Consider the following 20,955-nt stretch of genomic DNA (forward strand, 5'->3'; position numbering starts at 1 on the left):
GGGCAGTCGGCAACCGGCTCAGCGCAGTTCGGCGAGCAGCTGCTTGGCTTGCGACTTGAGGTCGCCAGCGCTTTCGGCTTCGACTTCCTCGACCAGCGAGCGCGCGCCTTCGACGTCGCCGATGGCCTGCAGTTCGCGGGCCAGCGAGAGCTTCACGGCGTGCGGGTTGTCGTCACCGTCGTCGTCCAGGGCGGACGGCGAGGTGGCTACAGCCGCCGAGCGCGGTGCCTCGGCAGTGGCGGAGCGGGCCGGCAGGCCGGCGAGGGCGCTCATGTCGAACTCGATGAAGCCCGAGTCGGCAGGCAGCGTGTCGCGCAGCATGGCCGGGCGGGTGTTGTGCTCGGCGTCGTTCAGCGACGAGGGGCGCGTGTGGGCGGTCAGGGCGCCGGGCGCCGTGTCGAAGTCGTTTTCGAGATCGACAGGCGCTGCGGCGTGGCCGTTGCTCAGCGGGGCCGGTGCGGCCGTCGGCGCGTAGACCGACTTCGGCAGGCTGGCACCCACGGGGGCAGGCGCCGGTGCCGGCGGCTGGGTCAGGTCGAGGTCGAAGTCCAGCGGCGCGACCGAGGGCATGAAGGCCGGCGGGGCCGACGCCACGGGCGGTGCGGCCGGGGGCGGCGGTGCCACGACGGCGGCTGCGACTGCGGCAGCCGGCTTGGCGGCAGCGGCCAGCGCGCCGGCGAATGCCGCGGTTTCGGCCTGGCTGGCGCCTCGCGCGGTGCCCGTGCCCGATTCGTACAGCGGGTTGCCCGGGTCGAGGTCCTTGCCCATGTCGACCACGCGGTTCCATTCGGAGCCCGCGCCGTTGGTCAGCTTGTGCACTTCGGTGGCCAGGCCGTCGAAGGCGCGCACATCGCGGCGCTTGGCGTGGATCTCGAGCAGCTTGAGGTGGATGGCGGTGCGGTCCGGGTTCAGGCGCAGCGCTTCGCGCAGGATTTCCTCAGCCTGCAGGTCGCGGCCATAGGCGAGGTAAACGTCGGCTTCGGCGACCGGGTCGACATCGCCCGCGTCGAGCTGGCTCGGCGAGTACGACAGCGACGACACGGTGGAATCGCCGCGGTTCTTGGTGTCGACCGATTCGCCGCCGCTGGCGCCGAAGAACGAGTCCTTGGGAATGCGGCTCTCGAGGAACACGCTCTCGCTCATCTCTTCACGGCGGCGGCCCAGCACGCGGTACAGCAGGAAGCCGACCAGCAGCGCGATCAGCGCGGCGCCGGCAAGCATCAGCGGGTTGTCGAGCAACTCGTCGAGGAAGCTGCGCTCCGGCGGGGGCGGCGGCGGTGCGGCCTTGACCACAGGCTTGGGAGCGACGATGGGCGCGGCGGTGGCTGCAGCGCTGGCTGCGGCTGCCACGGGCAGGGCGGCTGCGTCGGTGGCCGACGGTGCGGCGGCTGCTGCAGCGGAGGCCGCGGCGACGGGGGCCGTTGCAGCGGGAGCGGTTGGTGCGGCTGCCGGCGCCGGCGTTGCCGGTGCGGTGGCTGCGGCAGCAGGGGCCGCGGCGGGCGCAGGAGCGGCCGCTACCGCTGGCGTCGGCGTCGTGGCACCGCTCAGCGGTGCGGGAACGGCGATGCCGGGCGTGGTGGCCGGCGCTGCGGGCGCGGCGGCCGCAGCGGACGATCCGGTGCCCGTGCCGGTACCGGACTTGAGCTTGTTCAGCTCGTTGATGTTCTTCGTGAGTTCTGCGACGCGGTTGCTGCTGTCCTGCGCCTGGCGGGCTTGGGCGACCTTTTCGTCGGCGGCGCGCGCGGCGGCGTTGCCTTGCGACACCGTGAGCTTGTCGGGTGCGCTGGCGCCGGCATTGCGGTCTTCCACGCTGGCCTGCAGCTTGCCCGAGGCCTGGCGGCTTGCGGCGGCCACGTTGGTGGTCGGGGCGTTTTCGGCGAGGCGCTGGCGATAGCTGCCGAAGTCGCGGCTTTGCGCGGTGATCGTGCGGCGTGCGTCGGCGGCCGGCACGGCGGCTGCTGCGGCGGCGTTCGGCAGGTCGAGCACGGCACCGGCCTTCATCCGGTTGACGTTGCCGCCGACGAAGGCGTCGGGGTTGGCGTTCAGCAGCGCGACCAGCATCTGGTCGAGCGAGACGTCGGCGGGCTTGTGGGCGGAGGCGATCTTGCCGGCGGTGTCGCCACGGCGCACCGTGACTTGCTCGCCACTGCCGCCGCTGGGGGCGGCGACGGCGGCACGTGCCGGCGCGGGAGCCGGTGCGGCCGCAGGGGCCGGCGCAGCCGCAGCGGGTGCGGGCGTTGCAGCCACTGCAGGCGCGGGTTCGCGGCGCACGCGCGGGGTGGGCGCGGGGCGCTCGACCGGCGTGGCGATCTGCGGCGCGATGGGAGTCACTGGTGCGGCTGCCGCCTGGCGCGTGGCCGGCGGATCGAGCAGCACGGTGTAGTCGCGCACGATGCGGCCCGAGGCGCCATTGGCTTCGAGCAGCAGGTCGATGAAGGGGTCGTTGAGCGGGCGGTTGCCGGCCAGGCGCACCACGTACTGGCCGCCGGCGCGGCGCTGCAGCGTGGCTTTCACGTCGCCGAGGGCCGCGTTGTACGGGATGCCTGCGTTCTTGAAGGCTTCGGCCGTGGCGATGTTGATCTTCAGGCCTTCCGCCTCGTTGGCGGCCATTTCAGTGACATCGATCTCGGCGCGCAGCGGTTCGCCCAGTGCCGACTGCACCCGCAGCGGTCCCAGCGCGAAGGCGCTGGCGTCGGCGCTGGCCAGTCCCAGCGTCAGGGCCGCAGCGGCACCCAGGATGGAAAGGCGCCAGCCATTCGACGGCAGGGCGGGGCGGGCGGCCGAAGGGCGGGCCGCGGGCAACAGATGTCTTGTCATGCTGATAGGGGCGGCTCAGGCCCTGAATTTGTAAGAGGACGTTAGCATCATCAACATGCACTGACAAGGCAATGCGCCTGATCTACCCAGTGCGCGCATACTTCCGATGACATCCTGCGTTGCCTTTTGGCAACATTTTTGTATTTCAAGGCCCTGAGCTGCCCGCATCAGGCTTCGAGCAGGATGCGCAGCATGCGGCGCAGCGGTTCGGCCGCGCCCCACAGCAGCTGGTCGCCGATGGTGAAGGCGCCGACGTACTCGGGGCCCATCGCCAGCTTGCGGATGCGGCCGACCGGGATGTCCATGGTGCCTGTCACGGCCACCGGCGTCAGGTCCTTCACGGTGGCTTCGCGCGTGTTCGGCACGACCTTGGCCCAGGGGTTGTCGGCGGCGATCATCGCTTCGATGTCGGCCACCGGCACGTCCTTCTTGAGCTTGAAGGTCAGGGCCTGGCTGTGGCAGCGCATGGCGCCGATGCGCACGCAGAAGCCGTCCACCGGCGTGGCGGCGGTGCCGAAGCCCGCGCCCTGGCCGAGGATCTTGTTCGTTTCGGCGCCGCCCTTCCACTCTTCCTTGGACATGCCATCGCCCAGGTCCTTGTCGATCCAGGGGATCAGCGAGCCGCCCAGCGGGGCGCCGAAGTTGGCGATTTCGGACGCGCTCAGGCTCTGCTGCTTGTGCAGCACCTTGCGGTCGATCTCGAGGATGGCCGACTTCGGGTCGTCGAGCAGGGCGCGCACTTCGGCGTTGAGGGTGCCGAACTGGGTCAGCAGTTCGCGCATGTGCTGCGCGCCGCCGCCCGAGGCCGCCTGGTAGGTCATGCTGGTCATCCACTCGACTAGGCCGGCCTTGTAGAGGGCGCCCACGCCCATGAGCATGCAGCTGACGGTGCAGTTGCCGCCGACCCAGTTCTTGCCGCCCTTGGCGAGCGCGTTCTGGATCACGGGCAGGTTGACGGGGTCGAGCACGATGATCGCGTCATCGTTCATGCGCAGCGTGGAGGCCGCGTCGATCCAGTGGCCGTTCCAGCCGGCGGCGCGCAGCTTGGGGAAGACCTCGCTGGTGTAGTCGCCGCCCTGGCAGGTGATGACGATGTCGCACTTCTTCAGTGCCTCGATGTCGTTCGCATCCTTGAGCGTGGTTTCGTTCTTGGCCATCGCCGGGGCCTTGCCGCCCGCGTTCGAGGTCGAGAAGAAGACCGGCTCGATGAGGCCGAAGTCGCCTTCGGCCTGCATGCGGTCCATGAGGACCGAGCCGACCATGCCGCGCCAGCCCACGAGGCCGACCAGAGGTTGCTTGGATGCGTTCGCCATTTCAGTTTGCCCTTAGTGAAGAAAGAAAAAATCAGTCTTTTTTGCCCCCGACTCGTCGGCCGGGGGAGGGCGTGACGAAGCGGGCTGCGGTTAGCCGGTAATCGTCTTTTTGGTGATGGCTGCTACGACCGCGTCGCCCATTTCGCGGGTGCCGACGCGCTTCGTGCCTTCGGACCAGATGTCGCCCGTGCGCAGCCCGGAGGCGAGCACGTGCTTGACCGCCGACTCGATACGGTCGGCAGCTTCGGGCTGGTTGAGGGAGAAGCGGAGCATCATGGCAGCGGACAGGATTGTAGCCAAAGGATTGGCAACCCCTTTGCCGGCAATGTCTGGCGCGCTGCCGTGGCTCGGTTCGTACAGGCCCTGGTTGCTCGCATTGAGCGAGGCCGAGGGCAGCATGCCGATGGAGCCGGTGAGCATCGCGGCCTCGTCCGAGAGGATGTCGCCGAACATGTTGCCGGTGACGACCACGTCGAACTTCTTGGGCGCCTTCACCAGCTGCATGGCCGCGTTGTCGACGTACATGTGGTCGAGTTCAACGTCCGGATATTCCTTGCCGACCTCGGTCACGATGTCCTTCCAGAACTGGAAGGTCTCGAGCACGTTGGCCTTGTCCACGCTGGTCACGCGCTTGCTGCGCTTGCGGGCCGCCTCGAAGGCCACGCGGGCGATGCGCTCGACCTCGGGGCGCGAGTAGCGCATCGTGTCGAAGGCCTCTTCGGCGCCCGGGAAGTGGCCGTCGGTGGCAATGCGGCGCCCGCGCGGCTGGCCGAAGTAGATGTCGCCGGTCAGCTCGCGGATGATGAGGATGTCCAGGCCCGCGATCAGCTCGGGCTTCAGGCTCGAGGCGCCCACCAGCTGCTCGTAGCAGATGGCCGGGCGGAAGTTGGCAAACAGGCCCAGGTTCTTGCGCAGCCCCAGGATGGCTTGCTCGGGACGCAGCGGGCGGTCGAGCTTGTCGTACTTCCAGTCGCCGACGGCGCCGAACAGCACCGCGTCGGCGTCCTTGGCGAGCTTGAGCGTCGCTTCGGGCAGCGGGTGGCCGTGCGCCTCGTAGGCCGCACCGCCGACCAGGGCCGATTCCATCTCGAACTTCAGGTCGAGGACTTCGAGCACCCTGACGGCTTCCGCCACGATTTCGGTGCCGATGCCGTCACCCGGGAGAACTGCGATTTTCATAAGTTGGTCTGAGGTTTTTTCTTGAAAACGGAAATGCCGCCGATCACGAGATCATCGTGTGCGCGAGCCAGGGCTTCTGCGCCAGGCGCTCGGTTTCGAAGGCCTTGATCTTGTCCTTGTGGCGCAGCGTGAGGCCGATGTCGTCCAGCCCGTTGATCAGGCAGTACTTGCGGAAGGCCTGCACGTCGAACGCGAACTCCTGGCCGTCGGGCTTCACGACGACCTGGCGTTCCAGGTCGATGGTCAGCGTGTAGCCCGGGAAGGCGAAGGCCTCGTCGAACAGCTGCGAGACCTGCGACTCGGGCAGCACGATCGGCAGCAGGCCGTTCTTGAAGCTGTTGTTGAAGAAGATGTCCGCATAGCTCGGCGCAATGATCGCGCGAAAGCCGTACTGGTCGAGCGCCCACGGCGCATGCTCGCGAGACGAGCCGCAGCCGAAGTTCTTGCGCGCCAGCAGCACCGAGGCGCCGGCGTAGCGCGGCTGGTTCAGCACGAAGTCGGGGTTCGGCTTGCGGCTGGCCGGGTCCTGGCCCGGAAAGCCGGCGTCGAGGTAGCGCCACTCGTCGAACAGGTTCACGCCGAAGCCGGTCTTCTTGATCGACTTGAGGAACTGCTTGGGAATGATCGCGTCGGTGTCGACGTTCTCGCGGTCCATGGGGGCCACGAGGCCCTTGTGCACGGTGAATTTCTGCATGTGATGTCTCCAGATCAGGCGAAGGTGCGCACGTCGACGAAGTGGCCGTGCACGGCTGCGGCGGCGGCCATGGCCGGGCTCACGAGGTGGGTGCGGCCACCGGCGCCCTGGCGGCCTTCGAAGTTGCGGTTGCTGGTGGAGGCGCAGCGCTCGCCGGGCTCGAGGCGGTCGGCGTTCATCGCCAGGCACATCGAGCAGCCGGGCTCGCGCCATTCGAAGCCTGCGGCCTTGAAGATCAGGTCGAGGCCTTCGCGCTCGGCCTGTTCCTTCACCACGCCCGAGCCGGGCACGACCATCGCGAGCTTCACGTTCTTCGCGACCTTCTGGCCCAGCTTCTTCACCACGGCGGCGGCTTCGCGCATGTCCTCGATGCGGCTGTTGGTGCACGAGCCGATGAACACCTTGTCGATGAAGATGTCGTTCATGGCCTTGTTGGGCTCCAGGCCCATGTAAACCAGCGCGCGCTCGATGGCGCTGCGCTTGCTGGCGTCCTTTTCCTTGTCGGGATCGGGCACGCGGCCGTTGATCTCGACCACCATTTCGGGCGAGGTGCCCCAGGTGACCTGCGGCTGGATCTGTGTGGCGTCGAGCTCGACCACGGCGTCGAAGGTCGCGCCGGGGTCGGACTGCAGTGTGCGCCAGTAGCTCACGGCCTGGTCCCATTCGACGCCGGTGGGCGCGAGCGGGCGGCCCTTCACGTAGGCGATGGTCTTTTCGTCGACCGCCACCAGCCCGGCGCGCGCGCCAGCTTCGATGGCCATGTTGCAGACCGTCATGCGGCCTTCCATGCTCAGGTCGCGGATGGCCGAGCCGGCGAATTCAATGGTGTAGCCCGTGCCGCCGGCGGTGCCGATCTTGCCGATGATGGCCAGCACGATGTCCTTGGCCGTGCAGCCCAGCGGCAGCTTGCCTTCGACCTTCACGAGCATGTTCCTGGCCTTCTTGCCCAGCAGCGTCTGCGTGGCCATCACGTGCTCGACCTCGCTGGTGCCGATGCCGTGCGCGAGCGCGCCGAACGCGCCGTGCGTGGAGGTGTGCGAGTCGCCGCAGACCACCGTCATGCCCGGCAGCGTCGCGCCGCTTTCCGGGCCGATCACGTGCACGATGCCCTGGCGCTTGCTCAGGAACGGGAAGAACGCGGCGGCGCCGAACTCGGCGATGTTGTGGTCCAGCGTGGTGACCTGCTCCTTGCTGGTCGGGTCGGCAATGCCTTCGTAGCCGCGCTCCCAGCCGGTGGTCGGCGTGTTGTGGTCGGCGGTGGCCACGACCGAGCTGATGCGCCACAGCTTGCGGCCGGCCTCGCGCAGGCCTTCGAAGGCTTGCGGGCTGGTCACCTCGTGCACCAGGTGGCGGTCGATGTAGAGGATCGCGGTGCCGTCTTCCTCGGTGTGGACGACGTGTTCGTCCCAGATCTTGTCGTAGAGCGTGCGTGCCATGTCGGTCTCTTGTCTTTCGTGGGGAAATGGATTGTCTGTCGAGGCGGTCTAGGCCGCGAGTCGTTCGGTGGCGTCGGCCGAATCGGCCGCTGCGTGCAGGTGGTTCACCAGCGTGCGCGCCGCCACCGGCAGGGTGGAGAAGTCGCGCGCCACCAGCCGGATTTCGCGCGCCGCCCAGGCGTCGTTGAGCGGCACGCTCACGAGGCCGCGGCCGATGCCGTTGTGCATGAGTTCGAAGGCGCGCTGCGGCATCACGCCGATGCCCAGGCCGTTGTCGATCATCCGGCACATGGCGTCCAGGCCCGTGACGTGGATGCGCAGCTTCACGCTGCGGCCGGCGCTCAGCGCCGCTTCATGCATCGCCACGTAGATCGAGCTGTTGGTGTGCAGGCCGACGTGGTCGAAGGCCAGCGAGTCGACGAAATCGATCGTGTCGTGCGCGGCCAGCGCGTGCCCCTCGGGAACGATCAGCGCGAGGCGGTCGTGGCGGTAGGAAAGGCTCTGCAGCTCGCCCGCGCCGCCGGCCACGTGGCAAACGCCGAGGTCGGCCGCGCCTTCCTGCACCGCGCGGATCACTTCGCTGCTCAGGTGCTCCTCGAGGTCGATCTTGATGGCCTCGTGCGCGCGCGAGAACACGCCAAGGTCTTCCGGCAGGAACTGCACGATGGCCGAGATGTTGGCGTGCACCCGCACGTGCCCGCGCACGCCGTCGGCGTATTCGCTGAGCTCGCCCTGCATCTTCTCGAGGCTGTAGAGCACCGAGCGGGCGTGGTGCAGCAGGCTTTCGCCAGCCGGCGTGAGGTCGACGCCGCGCGCATGGCGGTAGAGCAGGGCGGTGCCGAGCGTGGCCTCCAGGTCGGACAGCCGCTTGCTCACGGCCGAGGCCGCGATGAACTCGCGCTCCGCCGCGCGCCCGATGCTGCCCAGCTCGCACACGGCCACGAACAGCTGCAGCGACGTGAGGTCGATGCGGCGGGCAAAGTTGCGTTCGGACGTGCTCATGGGGCTTGGGCATCGCGATTGGCGATGAGTTGGCTATTTTCTTCCTGTTTTGAAGCCCTTGCCATCGCGATATGCGATGACCTCGCTGCCGGCTGGCGAAGAGGGGCATGCCGAACGGGCAATAAAAAAGCTGCCCGGAGGCAGCTTTTTCAGGGGGCGGAGGTTCCGCAGCCGGTCGATCAGCGGGCCGAGATCGGCTTCACGTCACGCTTGGGCGAGCCTTCGAACAGCTGGCGCGGGCGGCCGATCTTGTACTCGGGGTCGCCGATCATTTCGTTCAGCTGGGCGATCCAGCCGACGGTGCGGGCCAGCGCGAAGATCGCGGTGAACAGCGGCACGGGGATGCCGATGGCGCGCTGCACGATGCCCGAGTAGAAGTCGACGTTCGGGTACAGCTTGCGCGACACGAAGTACTCGTCTTCCAGGGCGATCTTCTCGAGCTCCTTGGCCAGCTTGAACAGCGGGTCGTTTTCCAGGCCTAGCTCGGTCAGCACTTCGTTGCAGGTTTCCTGCATCAGCTTGGCGCGCGGGTCGTAGTTCTTGTACACGCGATGGCCGAAGCCCATCAGCTTGACGTTCGAGTTCTTGTCCTTGACCTTCTTGATGAACTCGCCGATCTTTTCCACGCCGCCTTCGCGCTGGATGTCGTACAGCATGTTCAGCGCCGCTTCGTTGGCACCGCCGTGGGCCGGGCCCCAGAGGCACGCCACGCCGGCTGCAATGGCCGCGAAGGGGTTGGTGCCCGACGAGCCGCACAGGCGCACCGTCGAGGTCGAGGCGTTCTGCTCGTGGTCGGCGTGCAGGATGAAGATGCGGTCGAGCGCGCGCTCGAGCACCGGGTTCACCTTGTACTCTTCGCACGGCGTGGCGAACATCATGTGCAGGAAGTTGCCTGCATAGCTGAGTTCGTTCTTCGGGTACATGTACGGCTGGCCGACGGTGTACTTGTAGGCCATGGCCACGAGCGTGGGCATCTTCGCGATCAGGCGGATCGCGGCGATCTCGCGGTGCTCGGGATTGTTGATGTCCGTGCTGTCGTGATAGAAGGCCGACAGGGCGCCCACGAGGCCGGTCATGATGGCCATCGGGTGGGCATCGCGACGGAAGCCGCGCAGGAAGAACTGCATTTGCTCGTTGACCATCGTGTGGTTCGTCACGAGCTTGGTGAAGCTGGCCTTCTTGCCTGCGTCCGGCAGCTCGCCGTACAGCAGCAGGTGGCAGGTTTCCATGAAGTCGCAGTTGGTCGCGAGCTGCTCGATGGGGTAGCCGCGGTACAGCAGCTCGCCCTTGTCACCGTCGATGTAGGTGATGGCCGACTGGCAGGCGGCGGTCGACATGAAGCCCGGGTCGTACGTGAACATGCCGGTCTGTGCATACAGCTTGCGGATGTCGATCACGTCGGGCCCGATGGTGCCCTTGTAGATCGGCAGTTCGACGTTGTCGCCGCCATTGCTGAACGACAGCGTGGCCTTGGTATCGGATGCTTTCATTTCGGTTTACTTTCAGAGGTGGATTCAGGACGAAGGAGAAAAAATGGCAGGACGCTGAGCGCCGTCGGTACGCATCAGCTGCAGCAATGCGACCACCTCGGCCCCGGCCCATGCGGGCTCGGGCTCCTTTCTGCACAGCAGCAGGTCGAGGAGGTCGTTGTCCGACAGGTCCATCAATGTCTCCATCGCTCCCGCTTGACCGACGGTCATGTGGGATTCGTGCCGCTCGAAGAAGCGGGCGATGAACAGGTCGTTCTCCAGCAGGCCGCGCCGGCAACGCCACTTGAGCTTGCTCAGCGCGCGTTCGCCGAGCAGCGTATCGGGGGCGTTGGCGGGGGTCGACATAAGTAAGGCTTCTCGGAAAAACCGTCAGATGGCGCGACGCACCATCAGTTCCTTGATCTTGCCGATGGCCTTGGTCGGGTTCAGGCTCTTCGGGCACACGTCGACGCAGTTCATGATCGTGTGGCAGCGGAACAGGCGGTACGGGTCTTCCAGGTTGTCCAGGCGCTCGGCGGTGGCTTCGTCGCGGCTGTCGGCGATGAAGCGGTAGGCCTGCAGCAGGCCGGCCGGGCCGACGAACTTGTCGGGGTTCCACCAGAAGCTCGGGCAGCTCGTGGAGCAGCTCGCGCACAGGATGCACTCGTACAGGCCGTCGAGCTCTTCACGCTCTTCGGGCGACTGCAGGCGCTCCTTTTCGGGCGGCACGGTGTCGTTCTGCAGGTACGGCTTGATCGAGTTGTACTGCTTGAAGAACTGGGTCATGTCGACGATCAGGTCGCGGATGACGGGCAGGCCCGGCAGCGGCTTGAGCACGACGGTGCCCTTGAGCGTGTTCATGTTGGTCAGGCAGGCCAGACCGTTCTTGCCGTTGATGTTCATCGCGTCGGAGCCGCAGACGCCTTCGCGGCACGAGCGGCGGAACGACAGCGTGGGATCCTGCGCCTTGAGCTTCATCAGGGCGTCCAGCAGCATGCGTTCGTGGCCGTCGAGTTCGACCTCGACCGTCTGCATGTAGGGCTTGGCGTCCTTGTCCGGGTCGTAGCGGTAGATCTGGAATGTGCGCTTCATCGTATGGACCTTGTAAATATTCTTAGAACGTGCGGACCTTGGGCGGCACGGATGCCACCGTCAGCGGCTGCAGCTTGACGGGCTTGTACGAGAGGCGGTTGTCCGCGCTGTACCAGAGCGTGTGCTTCATCCAGTTGGCGTCGTCGCGGCCCAGCGGTGCGACCGGGTCGTCCGCGGGACGCTCGTAGTCTTCCACCGTGTGGGCGCCGCGGCATTCCTTGCGGGCGGCGGCCGAGACCATGGTGGCCTGCGCCACTTCGATCAGGTTGTCGACTTCCAGCGCTTCGATGCGGGCGGTGTTGAACACCTTGGACTTGTCCTTCAGGCCGATCGACTTGACGCGCTCGCGCACGGCGGCGATCTTGACCACGCCTTCGTCCATCGAGGCCTGCTTGCGGAACACGGCGGCGTGCTGCTGCATGACGGCGCGGATCTCGCCGGCCACGTCCTGGGCGTATTCGCCGCCGGTGGAGGCTTCGAGCTCGTTCAGGCGCTGCAGGGTGCGGTCGGCCGCATCCTTGGGCAGTTCCTTGTGTTCCTTGAGCTTGTCGTTGAACTCGACGATGTGGTTGCCGGCCGCGCGGCCGAACACCAGCAGGTCGAGCAGCGAGTTGGTGCCCAGGCGGTTGGCGCCGTGCACGCTCACGCAGGAGCATTCGCCCACCGCGTACAGGCCGTTCACGATGGCGCTGTTGTCTTCACCCTTCTGGATGACGACCTGGCCGTTGATGTTCGTCGGGATGCCGCCCATCTGGTAGTGAATGGTGGGCACCACGGGAATCGGTTCCTTGGTGACGTCGACGTTGGCGAAGTTGATGCCGATCTCGTAGACCGACGGCAGCCGCTTGTGGATGGTGTCGGCACCCAGGTGGTCCAGCTTCATGTGGATGTAGTCCTTGTTGGGACCACAGCCACGGCCTTCCTTGATTTCCTGGTCCATCGAGCGCGACACGAAGTCGCGCGGTGCCAGGTCCTTCAGGGTGGGCGCGTAGCGCTCCATGAAGCGTTCGCCGTTGCTGTTCAGCAGGATGGCGCCTTCGCCGCGGCAGCCTTCGGTCAGCAGCACGCCCGCGCCGGCCACGCCGGTGGGGTGGAACTGCCAGAACTCCATGTCCTGCAGCGGGATGCCCGAACGTGCGGCCATGCCCAGGCCGTCGCCGGTGTTGATGAACGCGTTGGTGGACGCACCGAAGATGCGGCCTGCGCCGCCGGTGGCCAGCAGCACGGTCTTGGCCTGCAGGATGTGCAGGTCGCCGGTTTCCATTTCGAGGGCCGTGACGCCGACCACGTCGCCTTCGTTGTCGCGGATGAGGTCCAGCGCCATCCATTCGACGAAGAACTGGGTGCGGGCTTCCACGTTCTTCTGGTAGAGCGTGTGCAGCATCGCGTGGCCGGTGCGGTCGGCCGCGGCGCAGGCGCGTTGCACGGCCTTCTCGCCGTAGTTGGCGGTGTGGCCGCCGAACGGGCGCTGGTAGATCGTGCCGTCGGGGTTGCGGTCGAAGGGCATGCCGAAGTGTTCGAGCTCGTACACGACCTTCGGGGCTTCACGGCACATGAACTCGATCGCGTCCTGGTCGCCGAGCCAGTCGGAACCCTTGATCGTGTCGTAGAAGTGGTAGTGCCAGTTGTCCTCGCTCATGTTGCCGAGCGAAGCGCCCACGCCGCCCTGGGCAGCGACGGTGTGCGAACGGGTCGGGAACACCTTGGAGAGCACGGCCACGTTGAGGCCGGCACGGGCGAGTTGCAGCGAGGCGCGCATGCCGGAGCCGCCGGCACCGACGATGACGACGTCGAACTTGCGCTTGGTGATGTTTTCTTTTGTGTAGGTCATGGTGGGTCAGATCTTCCAAAGCACTTGAATGGCCCAACCCGCACAACCGACAAGCCAGACGATGGTGAAAACTTGCAGCACGAGACGGATGGCGACAGGCTGGACGTAGTCCATCCACACGTCGCGCATGCCGACCCACACGTGATAGAGCAGGGCAACGATCACGGAGAAGGTCAGGACCTTCATCCACTGTGCGGCGAAGATGCCGGCCCACAGGTCGTAACCGATGGGGCCGCGCGAGAAGATCAGCTGCGCGAGCAGGATGATCGTGAACAGCGCCATCAGGGCGCCGGTGATGCGTTGGCTGAGCCAGTCGCGCAGACCGTAGTGCGCGCCGACGACGATGCGCTTGGAGCCGTAATTCACAGACATGGTTGGCTCCTTCTCAGTACAGGCCGAACAGCTTGGCGCCAAGCACCAGCGTGAGGATGATGCTCGCAGCCAGAGTGAAGATGGCCGAGCTGTGACCGAATTCCTTCGTCACGGCGGAGTGGCTCACGTCCATCCAGAGGTGACGCAGGCCGGCGATGAAGTGGTGCAGGTAGGCCCAGATGAGCGCCAGTGCGACGAGCTTGAAGAACCATCCCGGAGCGAAGCCGACGCCGATGTTGAAAGCAGACTTGAATTTCGCGAACGAATAGTCAGATGACAGCGAGGTGTCGAACATCCAGATGATGAAGGGCATCAGCAGGAACATCAGCACACCGCTCACGCGGTGAAGGATCGACACGATGCCGGCCGGCGGCAGCCGGTAGGTCGTGAGATCGGTGAAGGCGTTGATGTTCCGGAATTCGCGACGCGGCGGCCGGGGGGGAGTTGCAAGCTCTGTCATAGGGAGATGGCTTTCGTGGCTTTGTGACTTGTTGGCTTGTTCTGAGAGCGAACGCTTTTGTTTCTTCTGCGGAATGCAAACAACGCAAAATTCTATTGCAATGCACCATCGCGCATCGGACGCGCAGGAGTCAACGCACTGCGGCAGTCGGATGCTCGGGGCTCGAGGTCGCGTTGCGCGGGCTGAGTGTGCGCGTTTGTGCCCGCGCGGGCGAGGTTCTTCGGCGCCATCGGATCAGCCCAGCTGGTTGCGGTAGTGGTGGGTGTCGGTGCGGTACAGGCCGCGGCGCAGTTCCATCGGCATGTCGTGGTACGTGTGCGCCACGCGCTCCACGCTCAACAGCGGCATCTGCAGCGGCACGTCGAGCAGCTGCGCCTGTTCGGCATCGGGCAGCACGGCGCGGATCTTTTCTTCGGCGCGCACCATGCGCACGCCGAATTCGGTTTCGAACATCGCGTACATCGGGCCGGGCCAGGCGCGCAGCCGGTCGGCCGTGAGGCCCTTGAAGGGCGCGCCGGGCAGCCAGAGGTCTTCGAGGATGGTCGGCACGCCGCCATAGGCGAGCACGCGGCGCACCTGCAGCACGGCGTCGCCGGTGCGCAGGCTCAGCGCGCGCGCCACGTCGGCCGAGGCGCGCAGGCGCTTGCAGTCGACGATGGTGCGCTCGGCCGGGCCTTCGGCGCTCGGGCTGCCGGCGTCGGGTACGAGCTTGAGAAAACGGTACTGCACATGCTGTTCGGCATGCGTGGCCACGAAGGTGCCCTTGCCCTGGCGGCGCACCACCAGGTTTTCGGCCGCCAGCTCGTCGATCGCCTTGCGCACCGTGCCCTGGCTCACGCGGTACCGCACGGCCAGGTCCATCTCGCTGGGGATGGGCTCGCCCGGCTTCCACTCGCCGGCCTGCAGGCTCTGCAGGATCAGGGTCTTGATCTGCTGGTAGAGCGGACTGAAGGACGGCGTCGTGGGCTCGTCGAGGGTGGAGGGCGTGTTCATGGCAGCGGTGGGGTGCGCCGTGGCGGACCCCCAGAGGATATCTTATATAAGACATAAGACGGCCTTTGTCGAATCGGCTTAAAATGCGGCCCGGTCCCGCGCCGCGGGAAAGCTTCCCCCCGCTGGACCGCGGCGCCCCACGAGAGCGCTAACCCGTTTCACCACCTTCTGGAGTCTTCCCATGAGCAAAAAGCCTGTCCGCGTTGCCGTTACCGGTGCCGCCGGTCAAATCGGTTACGCCCTGTTGTTCCGTATCGCTTCCGGCGAAATGCTCGGCAAAGACCAGCCGGTCATCCTGCAACTGCTCGAAATCCCCGACGAGAAGGCCCAGAAGGCGCTCAAGGGCGTGATGATGGAGCTCGACGACTGCGCCTTCCCGCTGCTGGCCGGCATGGAAGCCCACGGCGACCCGATGACCGCCTTCAAGGACGCCGACTACGCCCTGCTGGTCGGTTCGCGCCCCCGTGGCCCCGGCATGGAACGTGCCGAGCTGCTGGCCGTCAACGGCGCCATCTTCACGGCACAGGGCAAGGCACTGAACGCTGTCGCTTCGCGCAACGTGAAGGTGCTGGTCGTCGGCAACCCCGCCAACACCAACGCCTACATCGCCATGAAGTCGGCACCCGACCTGCCGCGCAAGAACTTCACCGCCATGCTGCGCCTGGACCACAACCGCGCTGCCAGCCAGATCGCCGCCAAGACCGGCAAGGCCGTGGCCGACATCGAGAAGCTCACCGTCTGGGGCAACCACTCGCCCACGATGTACGCTGACTACCGCTTTGCGACCATCAACGGCGAAAGCGTCGCCAAGATGATCAACGACCAGGAATGGAACGCCAACACCTTCCTGCCGACCGTCGGCAAGCGCGGCGCGGCCATCATCGAAGCGCGCGGCCTGTCGTCGGCTGCCTCGGCCGCCAACGCCGCCATCGACCACATGCGCGACTGGGCCTTGGGCACCAACGGCAAGTGGGTCACGATGGGCATCCCGTCGGACGGCCAGTACGGCATTCCGAAGGACGTGATGTTCGGCTTCCCGGTCACCTGCGAAAACGGTGAGTACAAGCTGGTCGAAGGCCTCGAGATCGATGCATTCAGCCAGGAACGCATCAACAAGACGCTCGAAGAGCTCGAAGGCGAACGCGCCGGCGTCGCCCACCTGCTGTAAAGCAAACCCGCCAGCATGCTCGACTGGAACCCCGCGCTCTACCGTCGCTACGAGGACGAGCGCACCCGGCCCGCACAGGAACTCCTGGCGCGGGTCCCGCTTGCCGAGGCCGCCCGCGTGGTCGACCTCGGATGCGGACCGGGCAATTCCACCGAGCTGCTGGCACATCGGTTCCCGACGGCGCAGGTCACGGGCACCGACAACTCCGAAGCCATGCTGGTCAGCGCGCGCGAGCGCCTGCCGGCGGCGCGCTTCGAGTTGAGCGACATCGCGACCTGGGCGCCGCGTGAAACAGAAGCGCCCGATCTCATTTACGCCAACGCGTCCCTGCAATGGGTGCCGGATCACGAAACGCTGATCCCCCGCCTGTTCGACGCGCTGGCCCCGGGCGGCGTGCTCGCCGTCCAGATGCCCGACAACCGCCAGGAGCCCACGCACCGCCTGATGCGTGCGGTGGCGGCCGAAGCGCCCTGGGCTGAGCCCATCGGCGACGCCGACAAGCTGCGCACCTTGTTGCTGCCGCTCGGCGGTTACTACGACCTGCTGGCGCCGCAGGCGGCCAACGTCGATGTCTGGCACACCATCTATCAGCACCGCATGGCCGATGCCGCCTCCATCGTCGAATGGGTGCGCGGCACGGGCCTGAAGCCCTTCGTCGACCGGTTGCCGCCCGACCTGCAGGCGAGCTATCTCGCCGAATACGAACGCCGGGTGAACGAGGCCTACCCGGTGCGCACCGACGGCAAGCGCCTGCTCGCCTTCCCGCGCATGTTCATCGTGGCGCACAAGAAAAAAGACGCATGACCACCAAGAACGCCGCCCATCCCGCGGACGTGCTGCTCGGCGCACAGGCCGGCGCCGTGACCCTGCCGGTGTGCGACCACTACAGCGGCGTCGAAGCCCGCATGAAGAAGAGCCTCGCGCTCCAGGCCGAGATGGCGCAGGAGTTCGGGGCCTGCGTGTTCGACGTCACCCTCGACTGCGAAGACGGCGCCCCGGTCGGCGGCGAGGCCGAGCATGCCGCGCTCGTCACCGAGCTCGCGCTGGCCGCCCGGCCCGGCATGCGCGTGGGCGTGCGCGTGCATCCGGTCGACCACCCGGCCTTTGCCGGCGACGTGGTCACCATCGCCGGGCGCGCCGGCCATCGGCTGAGCCACCTCATGGTGCCCAAGGTCGAATCGGTGGCCGATGTGTGTCAGGCTGTTGCCGCGCTCGACGCGGCCGATGCCGACGCGCTGCCGCTGCACGTGCTCATCGAATCGCCCCTGGCGGTGCACAACGCCTTCGAAATTGCCGCGCACCCGCGCGTGCAGTCGCTGAGCTTCGGCCTCATGGATTTCGTGTCGGCGCATGCCGGCGCCATTCCCGCCGACGGCATGGGCGCGGCGGGGCAGTTCAGCCACCCGCTGGTCGTGCGTGCCAAGCTGGCACTGGCCTCGGCGGCGCATGCCTACGGCAAGGTGCCTTCGCATTGCGTGGTCACCGAATTCAACGACATGGATGCGATGCGCACCGCGGCCCGCAAGGCGGCCACCGAATTCGGCTACACGCGCATGTGGAGCATCCACCCGAACCAGATCCGGCCGATCCTCGAGGCCTTCGCGCCCGACGAGGCGCAGATTCAAATTGCCACAAAAATCATTACAAAAGCCGCAGACGCGGATTGGGCACCGACACAAATTGATGGCACATTGCACGACCGCGCGAGCTACCGCCACTTCTGGCAGGTCCTGACGCGCGCCCACGCAACAGGGCGCGCGTTGCCCTCCGAGGCGAAAGCCTGGTTTGCATCGCGGTCTCCTGAAACCCACTGAATCAGCCTGAAGGAACCCCGCTCATGAAGAAAATTGCACTGATCGCCGCCGTTGCGCTGGCCCTGCCTTTCGCCGCCGTGGCCCAGAACGCCACCGCCACCAAGCCGGCCGCGGCCAAGGCCGAAGCCAAGAAGACCCCGCCGAAGCGCCAGGTGACCCGCAAGGCGGCCAAGGCCGTCGAAGAGGTCACGCCGATCGCCGACGACACCAACATCGTGCTGTCCGAGTCCGACCTGGCCGTGGCGCAACGCGTGTCCATCGGCAAGGCCCAGTGCGAACTCGGCGCCGACGTGACCGTCACGCCCGACGAGAAGAAGCCCGGCTTCTTCACCGTGACCACCAAGGGCCTGAAGTACCGCATGCACCCGGTCGAAAGCCGCACCGGCGCCATCCGCCTCGAAGACCCGCGTGCCGGCGCCATGTGGCTCCAGCTGGGCAACAAGTCGATGCTGATGAACCAGAAGGCCGGCCTGCGCATCGCCGACGAATGCCAGACCGCCGCTCAGGTCGCCTTCGCCGACGAGATGAAGAAGAACCCCCCGAAGGCCCTTTTCGAAGGTGCCGACGCAGCCAAGAAGTAAGAAGAGCACCGAACCCGGGGTGCGGCGCGGCTCTTGCTTGGCCGCTTGAGACCGCAGCGCACGCCCGATAGCCTAGTTTCCGGAGAAAAGAAGATGTTGCAAGCCTACGTTGATCATGTTGCCGAACGCGCCGCGCTCGGTATCCCGCCGCTGCCCCTGAGCGCGAAGCAGACCGCCGAAGCGATCGAGCTCCTGAAGAGCGCGAATGCCAAGGACGGCGCCTTCCTGCTGGACCTGCTCACCTACCGTGTGCCCGCCGGCGTCGACGACGCCGCCAAGGTCAAGGCGAGCTACCTCGCGGCCGTGGCCCACGGCACCGAGAAGAACGCGTTCATCTCGCGCGCCCGCGCCACTGAACTGCTCGGCACCATGCTCGGCGGCTACAACATCAGCCCCATGATCGACCTGCTGGACGACGCCGAAGTCGGCGCTGTCGCAGCCGAAGGCCTGAAGAAAACCCTGCTGATGTTCGACCAGTTCCACGACGTCAAGGAAAAGGCCGACAAGGGCAACGCCCACGCCAAGGGCGTTCTGCAAAGCTGGGCCGATGCCGAGTGGTTCACCAGCCGTCCCGAAGTGCCCAAGAGCATCACCGTCAGCATCTTCAAGGTGGCCGGCGAAATCAACACCGACGACCTGTCGCCCGCACCCGACGCCACCACGCGTCCCGACATTCCGATGCACGCCCTGGCGATGCACAAGAACGCCCGCCCCGGCATCGTTCCTGAAGAAGACGGCAAGCGCGGCCCGGTGAAGTTCATCGAAGACCTGCGCGCGCGCGGCCACCTCGTGGCCTATGCCGGCGACGTGGTCGGCACGGGTTCGTCGCGCAAGAGCGCCACCAACTCGGTGCTGTGGTTCACCGGCGAAGACATTCCCTTCGTGCCGAACAAGCGTTTCGGCGGCGTCTGCCTCGGCGGCAAGATCGCTCCCATCTTCTACAACACGATGGAAGACTCGGGCGCACTGCCCATCGAGCTCGACGTGACGCAGATGAACATGGGCGACGTGGTCGAGCTGCGTCCCTACGAAGGCAAGGCCCTGAAGGACGGCAAGGTCATCGCCGAATTCCAGGTCAAGAGCGACGTGCTGTTCGACGAAGTGCGTGCCGGCGGCCGCATTCCGCTGATCATCGGCCGCGGCCTCACGGCCAAGGCGCGCGAGGCCCTGGGCCTGCCCGTCTCGACGCTGTTCCGCCTGCCGCAAAGCCCGGTCGACACCAAGAAGGGCTTCTCGCTTGCACAGAAGATGGTCGGCCGCGCCTGCGGCCTGCCCGAAGGCCAGGGCGTGCGCCCGGGCACGTACTGCGAACCCAAGATGACCTCGGTCGGCTCGCAGGACACCACCGGCCCGATGACCCGCGACGAACTGAAGGACCTGGCCTGCCTGGGCTTCTCGGCCGACCTCGTCATGCAGTCGTTCTGCCACACGGCGGCCTACCCGAAGAAGGTCGACGTCAAGATGCACCACGAACTGCCCGAGTTCATGGCCAACCGCGGCGGCGTGTCGCTGCGTCCGGGCGACGGCGTGATCCACAGCTGGCTCAACCGCCTGCTGACCCCCGACACCGTGGGCACGGGCGGCGACAGCCACACCCGCTTCCCCATCGGCATCAGCTTCCCCGCAGGCTCCGGTCTCGTGGCCTTCGCGGCCGCCACCGGCGTGATGCCGCTGGACATGCCCGAATCGGTGCTCGTGCGCTTCAAGGGCAAGATGCAGCCCGGCGTCACGCTGCGTGACCTGGTCAACGCCATTCCGCTGTACGCCATCAAGTCGGGCCTGCTGACCGTGGCCAAGCAAGGCAAGAAGAACATCTTCTCGGGCCGCATCCTCGAGATCGAAGGCCTGCCCGACCTGAAGGTGGAGCAAGCCTTCGAACTGAGCGACGCCTCGGCCGAACGCTCGGCCGCCGGCTGCACGGTGCACCTGAACAAGGAACCGATCCAGGAGTACATCAACAGCAACATCACGCTGATGAAGTGGATGATTGCCGAAGGCTACGCCGACGCCCGCACGCTGGCACGCCGCATCGCCGCGCAGGAAGCCTGGCTCAAGGACCCGCAGCTGCTCAAGGGCGATGCCGACGCCGAGTACGCCGCCGTCATCGAGATCGACCTGGCCGAGATCCACGAACCCATCGTGGCCTGCCCGAACGACCCCGACGACGTGAAGACGCTGAGCGACGTGGCCGGTGCGCAGATCGATGAAGTGTTCATCGGCTCGTGCATGACCAACATCGGTCACTTCCGCGCCGCATCGAAGCTGCTCGAAGGCAAGCGCGACATCCCGGTCAAGCTGTGGATCGCACCGCCGACCAAGATGGACGCGCAGCAGCTCACCGAGGAAGGCCACTACGGCGTGTTCGGCAACGCGGGCGCGCGCACCGAAATGCCGGGCTGCTCGCTGTGCATGGGCAACCAGGCACAGGTGCGCGAAGGCGCGACGGTGATGTCGACCAGCACCCGCAACTTCCCGAACCGCCTGGGCAAGAACACCAACGTGTACCTGGGCTCGGCCGAACTGGCCGCCATCTGCTCGCGCCTGGGCCGCATCCCGACCCGCGAGGAGTACATGGCCGCCACGGGCGTGATCGACGCGTCCAGCGCGCAGATCTACCAGTACCTGAACTTCGACAAGATCGAAGACTACAAGGGCGTGGCGGACACGGTCACGGCCTGAGGGTCGTTGCAGCCGGCGAGTGATTCGCCGGCCTCATGAAAAAGCCCCGCTTCGG

The 20,955-nt window shown here is 66.5% G+C and carries 18 protein-coding genes; 5 read left to right on the forward strand and 13 right to left on the reverse strand.

Going from position 1 to position 20,955, the window contains the following annotated elements; genetic code table 11:
- Window positions 1-18: 18 nt before the first annotated feature.
- The 13 genes from VHAB30_RS02120 to VHAB30_RS02180 all read right to left on the reverse strand — a co-directional run bounded on the left by VHAB30_RS02120 (window position 19) and on the right by VHAB30_RS02180 (window position 14,658).
- Window positions 19-2,817: a FimV/HubP family polar landmark protein gene (locus VHAB30_RS02120; protein ID WP_159275651.1), complete on the reverse strand. Its 2,799-nt coding sequence runs from the start codon at window positions 2,815-2,817 to the stop codon at window positions 19-21.
- Between the two features lie 167 nt (window positions 2,818-2,984).
- Window positions 2,985-4,130, reverse strand: coding sequence for an aspartate-semialdehyde dehydrogenase (asd, locus tag VHAB30_RS02125; RefSeq protein WP_159275652.1), 1,146 nt, complete (start codon window positions 4,128-4,130; stop codon window positions 2,985-2,987).
- Between the two features lie 90 nt (window positions 4,131-4,220).
- A complete protein-coding gene (gene leuB, locus VHAB30_RS02130; RefSeq protein WP_159275653.1) occupies window positions 4,221-5,309 on the reverse strand; it encodes a 3-isopropylmalate dehydrogenase in 1,089 nt (362 codons plus the stop codon).
- A gap of 43 nt (window positions 5,310-5,352) precedes the next feature.
- Entirely contained in the window at window positions 5,353-6,003 is a 651-nt protein-coding gene (gene leuD / locus VHAB30_RS02135) for a 3-isopropylmalate dehydratase small subunit (RefSeq protein WP_062479700.1), read from the reverse strand.
- 14 nt (window positions 6,004-6,017) lie between these two features.
- Complete coding sequence (gene leuC, locus VHAB30_RS02140; RefSeq protein WP_159275654.1) at window positions 6,018-7,439, reverse strand: 3-isopropylmalate dehydratase large subunit; 1,422 nt, start codon at window positions 7,437-7,439, stop codon at window positions 6,018-6,020.
- A gap of 48 nt (window positions 7,440-7,487) precedes the next feature.
- Window positions 7,488-8,441, reverse strand: a complete 954-nt coding sequence (locus VHAB30_RS02145; protein ID WP_159275655.1) for a LysR substrate-binding domain-containing protein — start codon at window positions 8,439-8,441, stop codon at window positions 7,488-7,490.
- A 179-nt stretch (window positions 8,442-8,620) separates the two neighbouring features.
- On the reverse strand, window positions 8,621-9,931 hold the full coding sequence (gene gltA, locus VHAB30_RS02150; protein WP_062479703.1) for a citrate synthase: 1,311 nt from the start codon (window positions 9,929-9,931) through the stop codon (window positions 8,621-8,623).
- A gap of 24 nt (window positions 9,932-9,955) precedes the next feature.
- Entirely contained in the window at window positions 9,956-10,276 is a 321-nt protein-coding gene (locus VHAB30_RS02155) for an FAD assembly factor SdhE (protein WP_062479704.1), read from the reverse strand.
- Window positions 10,277-10,300: 24 nt separating this feature from the next.
- Window positions 10,301-11,002 (reverse strand): succinate dehydrogenase iron-sulfur subunit, encoded by a 702-nt coding sequence (locus VHAB30_RS02160; RefSeq protein WP_062479706.1) that lies wholly within the window; start codon window positions 11,000-11,002, stop codon window positions 10,301-10,303.
- A 22-nt stretch (window positions 11,003-11,024) separates the two neighbouring features.
- On the reverse strand, window positions 11,025-12,833 hold the full coding sequence (sdhA, locus tag VHAB30_RS02165; protein ID WP_159275656.1) for a succinate dehydrogenase flavoprotein subunit: 1,809 nt from the start codon (window positions 12,831-12,833) through the stop codon (window positions 11,025-11,027).
- 6 nt (window positions 12,834-12,839) lie between these two features.
- Complete coding sequence (gene sdhD / locus VHAB30_RS02170) at window positions 12,840-13,205, reverse strand: succinate dehydrogenase, hydrophobic membrane anchor protein (RefSeq protein WP_062479708.1); 366 nt, start codon at window positions 13,203-13,205, stop codon at window positions 12,840-12,842.
- A gap of 13 nt (window positions 13,206-13,218) precedes the next feature.
- Window positions 13,219-13,665, reverse strand: a complete 447-nt coding sequence (gene sdhC, locus VHAB30_RS02175; protein WP_159273217.1) for a succinate dehydrogenase, cytochrome b556 subunit — start codon at window positions 13,663-13,665, stop codon at window positions 13,219-13,221.
- Window positions 13,666-13,899: 234 nt separating this feature from the next.
- Complete coding sequence (locus tag VHAB30_RS02180; RefSeq protein ID WP_070062271.1) at window positions 13,900-14,658, reverse strand: GntR family transcriptional regulator; 759 nt, start codon at window positions 14,656-14,658, stop codon at window positions 13,900-13,902.
- 181 nt (window positions 14,659-14,839) lie between these two features.
- Between VHAB30_RS02180 and VHAB30_RS02185 the strand changes: the two genes are divergently transcribed.
- The 5 genes from VHAB30_RS02185 to VHAB30_RS02205 all read left to right on the forward strand — a co-directional run bounded on the left by VHAB30_RS02185 (window position 14,840) and on the right by VHAB30_RS02205 (window position 20,900).
- Window positions 14,840-15,826, forward strand: coding sequence for a malate dehydrogenase (locus tag VHAB30_RS02185; RefSeq protein ID WP_042578072.1), 987 nt, complete (start codon window positions 14,840-14,842; stop codon window positions 15,824-15,826).
- A gap of 15 nt (window positions 15,827-15,841) precedes the next feature.
- Window positions 15,842-16,630, forward strand: a complete 789-nt coding sequence (gene tam / locus VHAB30_RS02190) for a trans-aconitate 2-methyltransferase (RefSeq protein ID WP_159275657.1) — start codon at window positions 15,842-15,844, stop codon at window positions 16,628-16,630.
- On the forward strand, window positions 16,627-17,640 hold the full coding sequence (locus tag VHAB30_RS02195; RefSeq protein WP_159275658.1) for an HpcH/HpaI aldolase/citrate lyase family protein: 1,014 nt from the start codon (window positions 16,627-16,629) through the stop codon (window positions 17,638-17,640). Before tam ends, VHAB30_RS02195 begins: the two co-directional genes overlap by 4 nt.
- 23 nt (window positions 17,641-17,663) lie before the next feature.
- Window positions 17,664-18,221 (forward strand): hypothetical protein, encoded by a 558-nt coding sequence (locus tag VHAB30_RS02200; RefSeq protein WP_062479718.1) that lies wholly within the window; start codon window positions 17,664-17,666, stop codon window positions 18,219-18,221.
- Window positions 18,222-18,314: 93 nt separating this feature from the next.
- Window positions 18,315-20,900 carry a bifunctional aconitate hydratase 2/2-methylisocitrate dehydratase gene (locus VHAB30_RS02205; RefSeq protein WP_159275659.1) on the forward strand — a complete coding sequence of 862 codons (2,586 nt, stop codon included), beginning with the start codon at window positions 18,315-18,317 and terminating at the stop codon, window positions 20,898-20,900.
- Window positions 20,901-20,955: the final 55 nt, after the last annotated feature.

It is taken from the genome of Variovorax boronicumulans (assembly GCF_009811375.1).
GTDB classification, from domain to species: Bacteria; Pseudomonadota; Gammaproteobacteria; order Burkholderiales; family Burkholderiaceae_C; genus Variovorax; species Variovorax boronicumulans.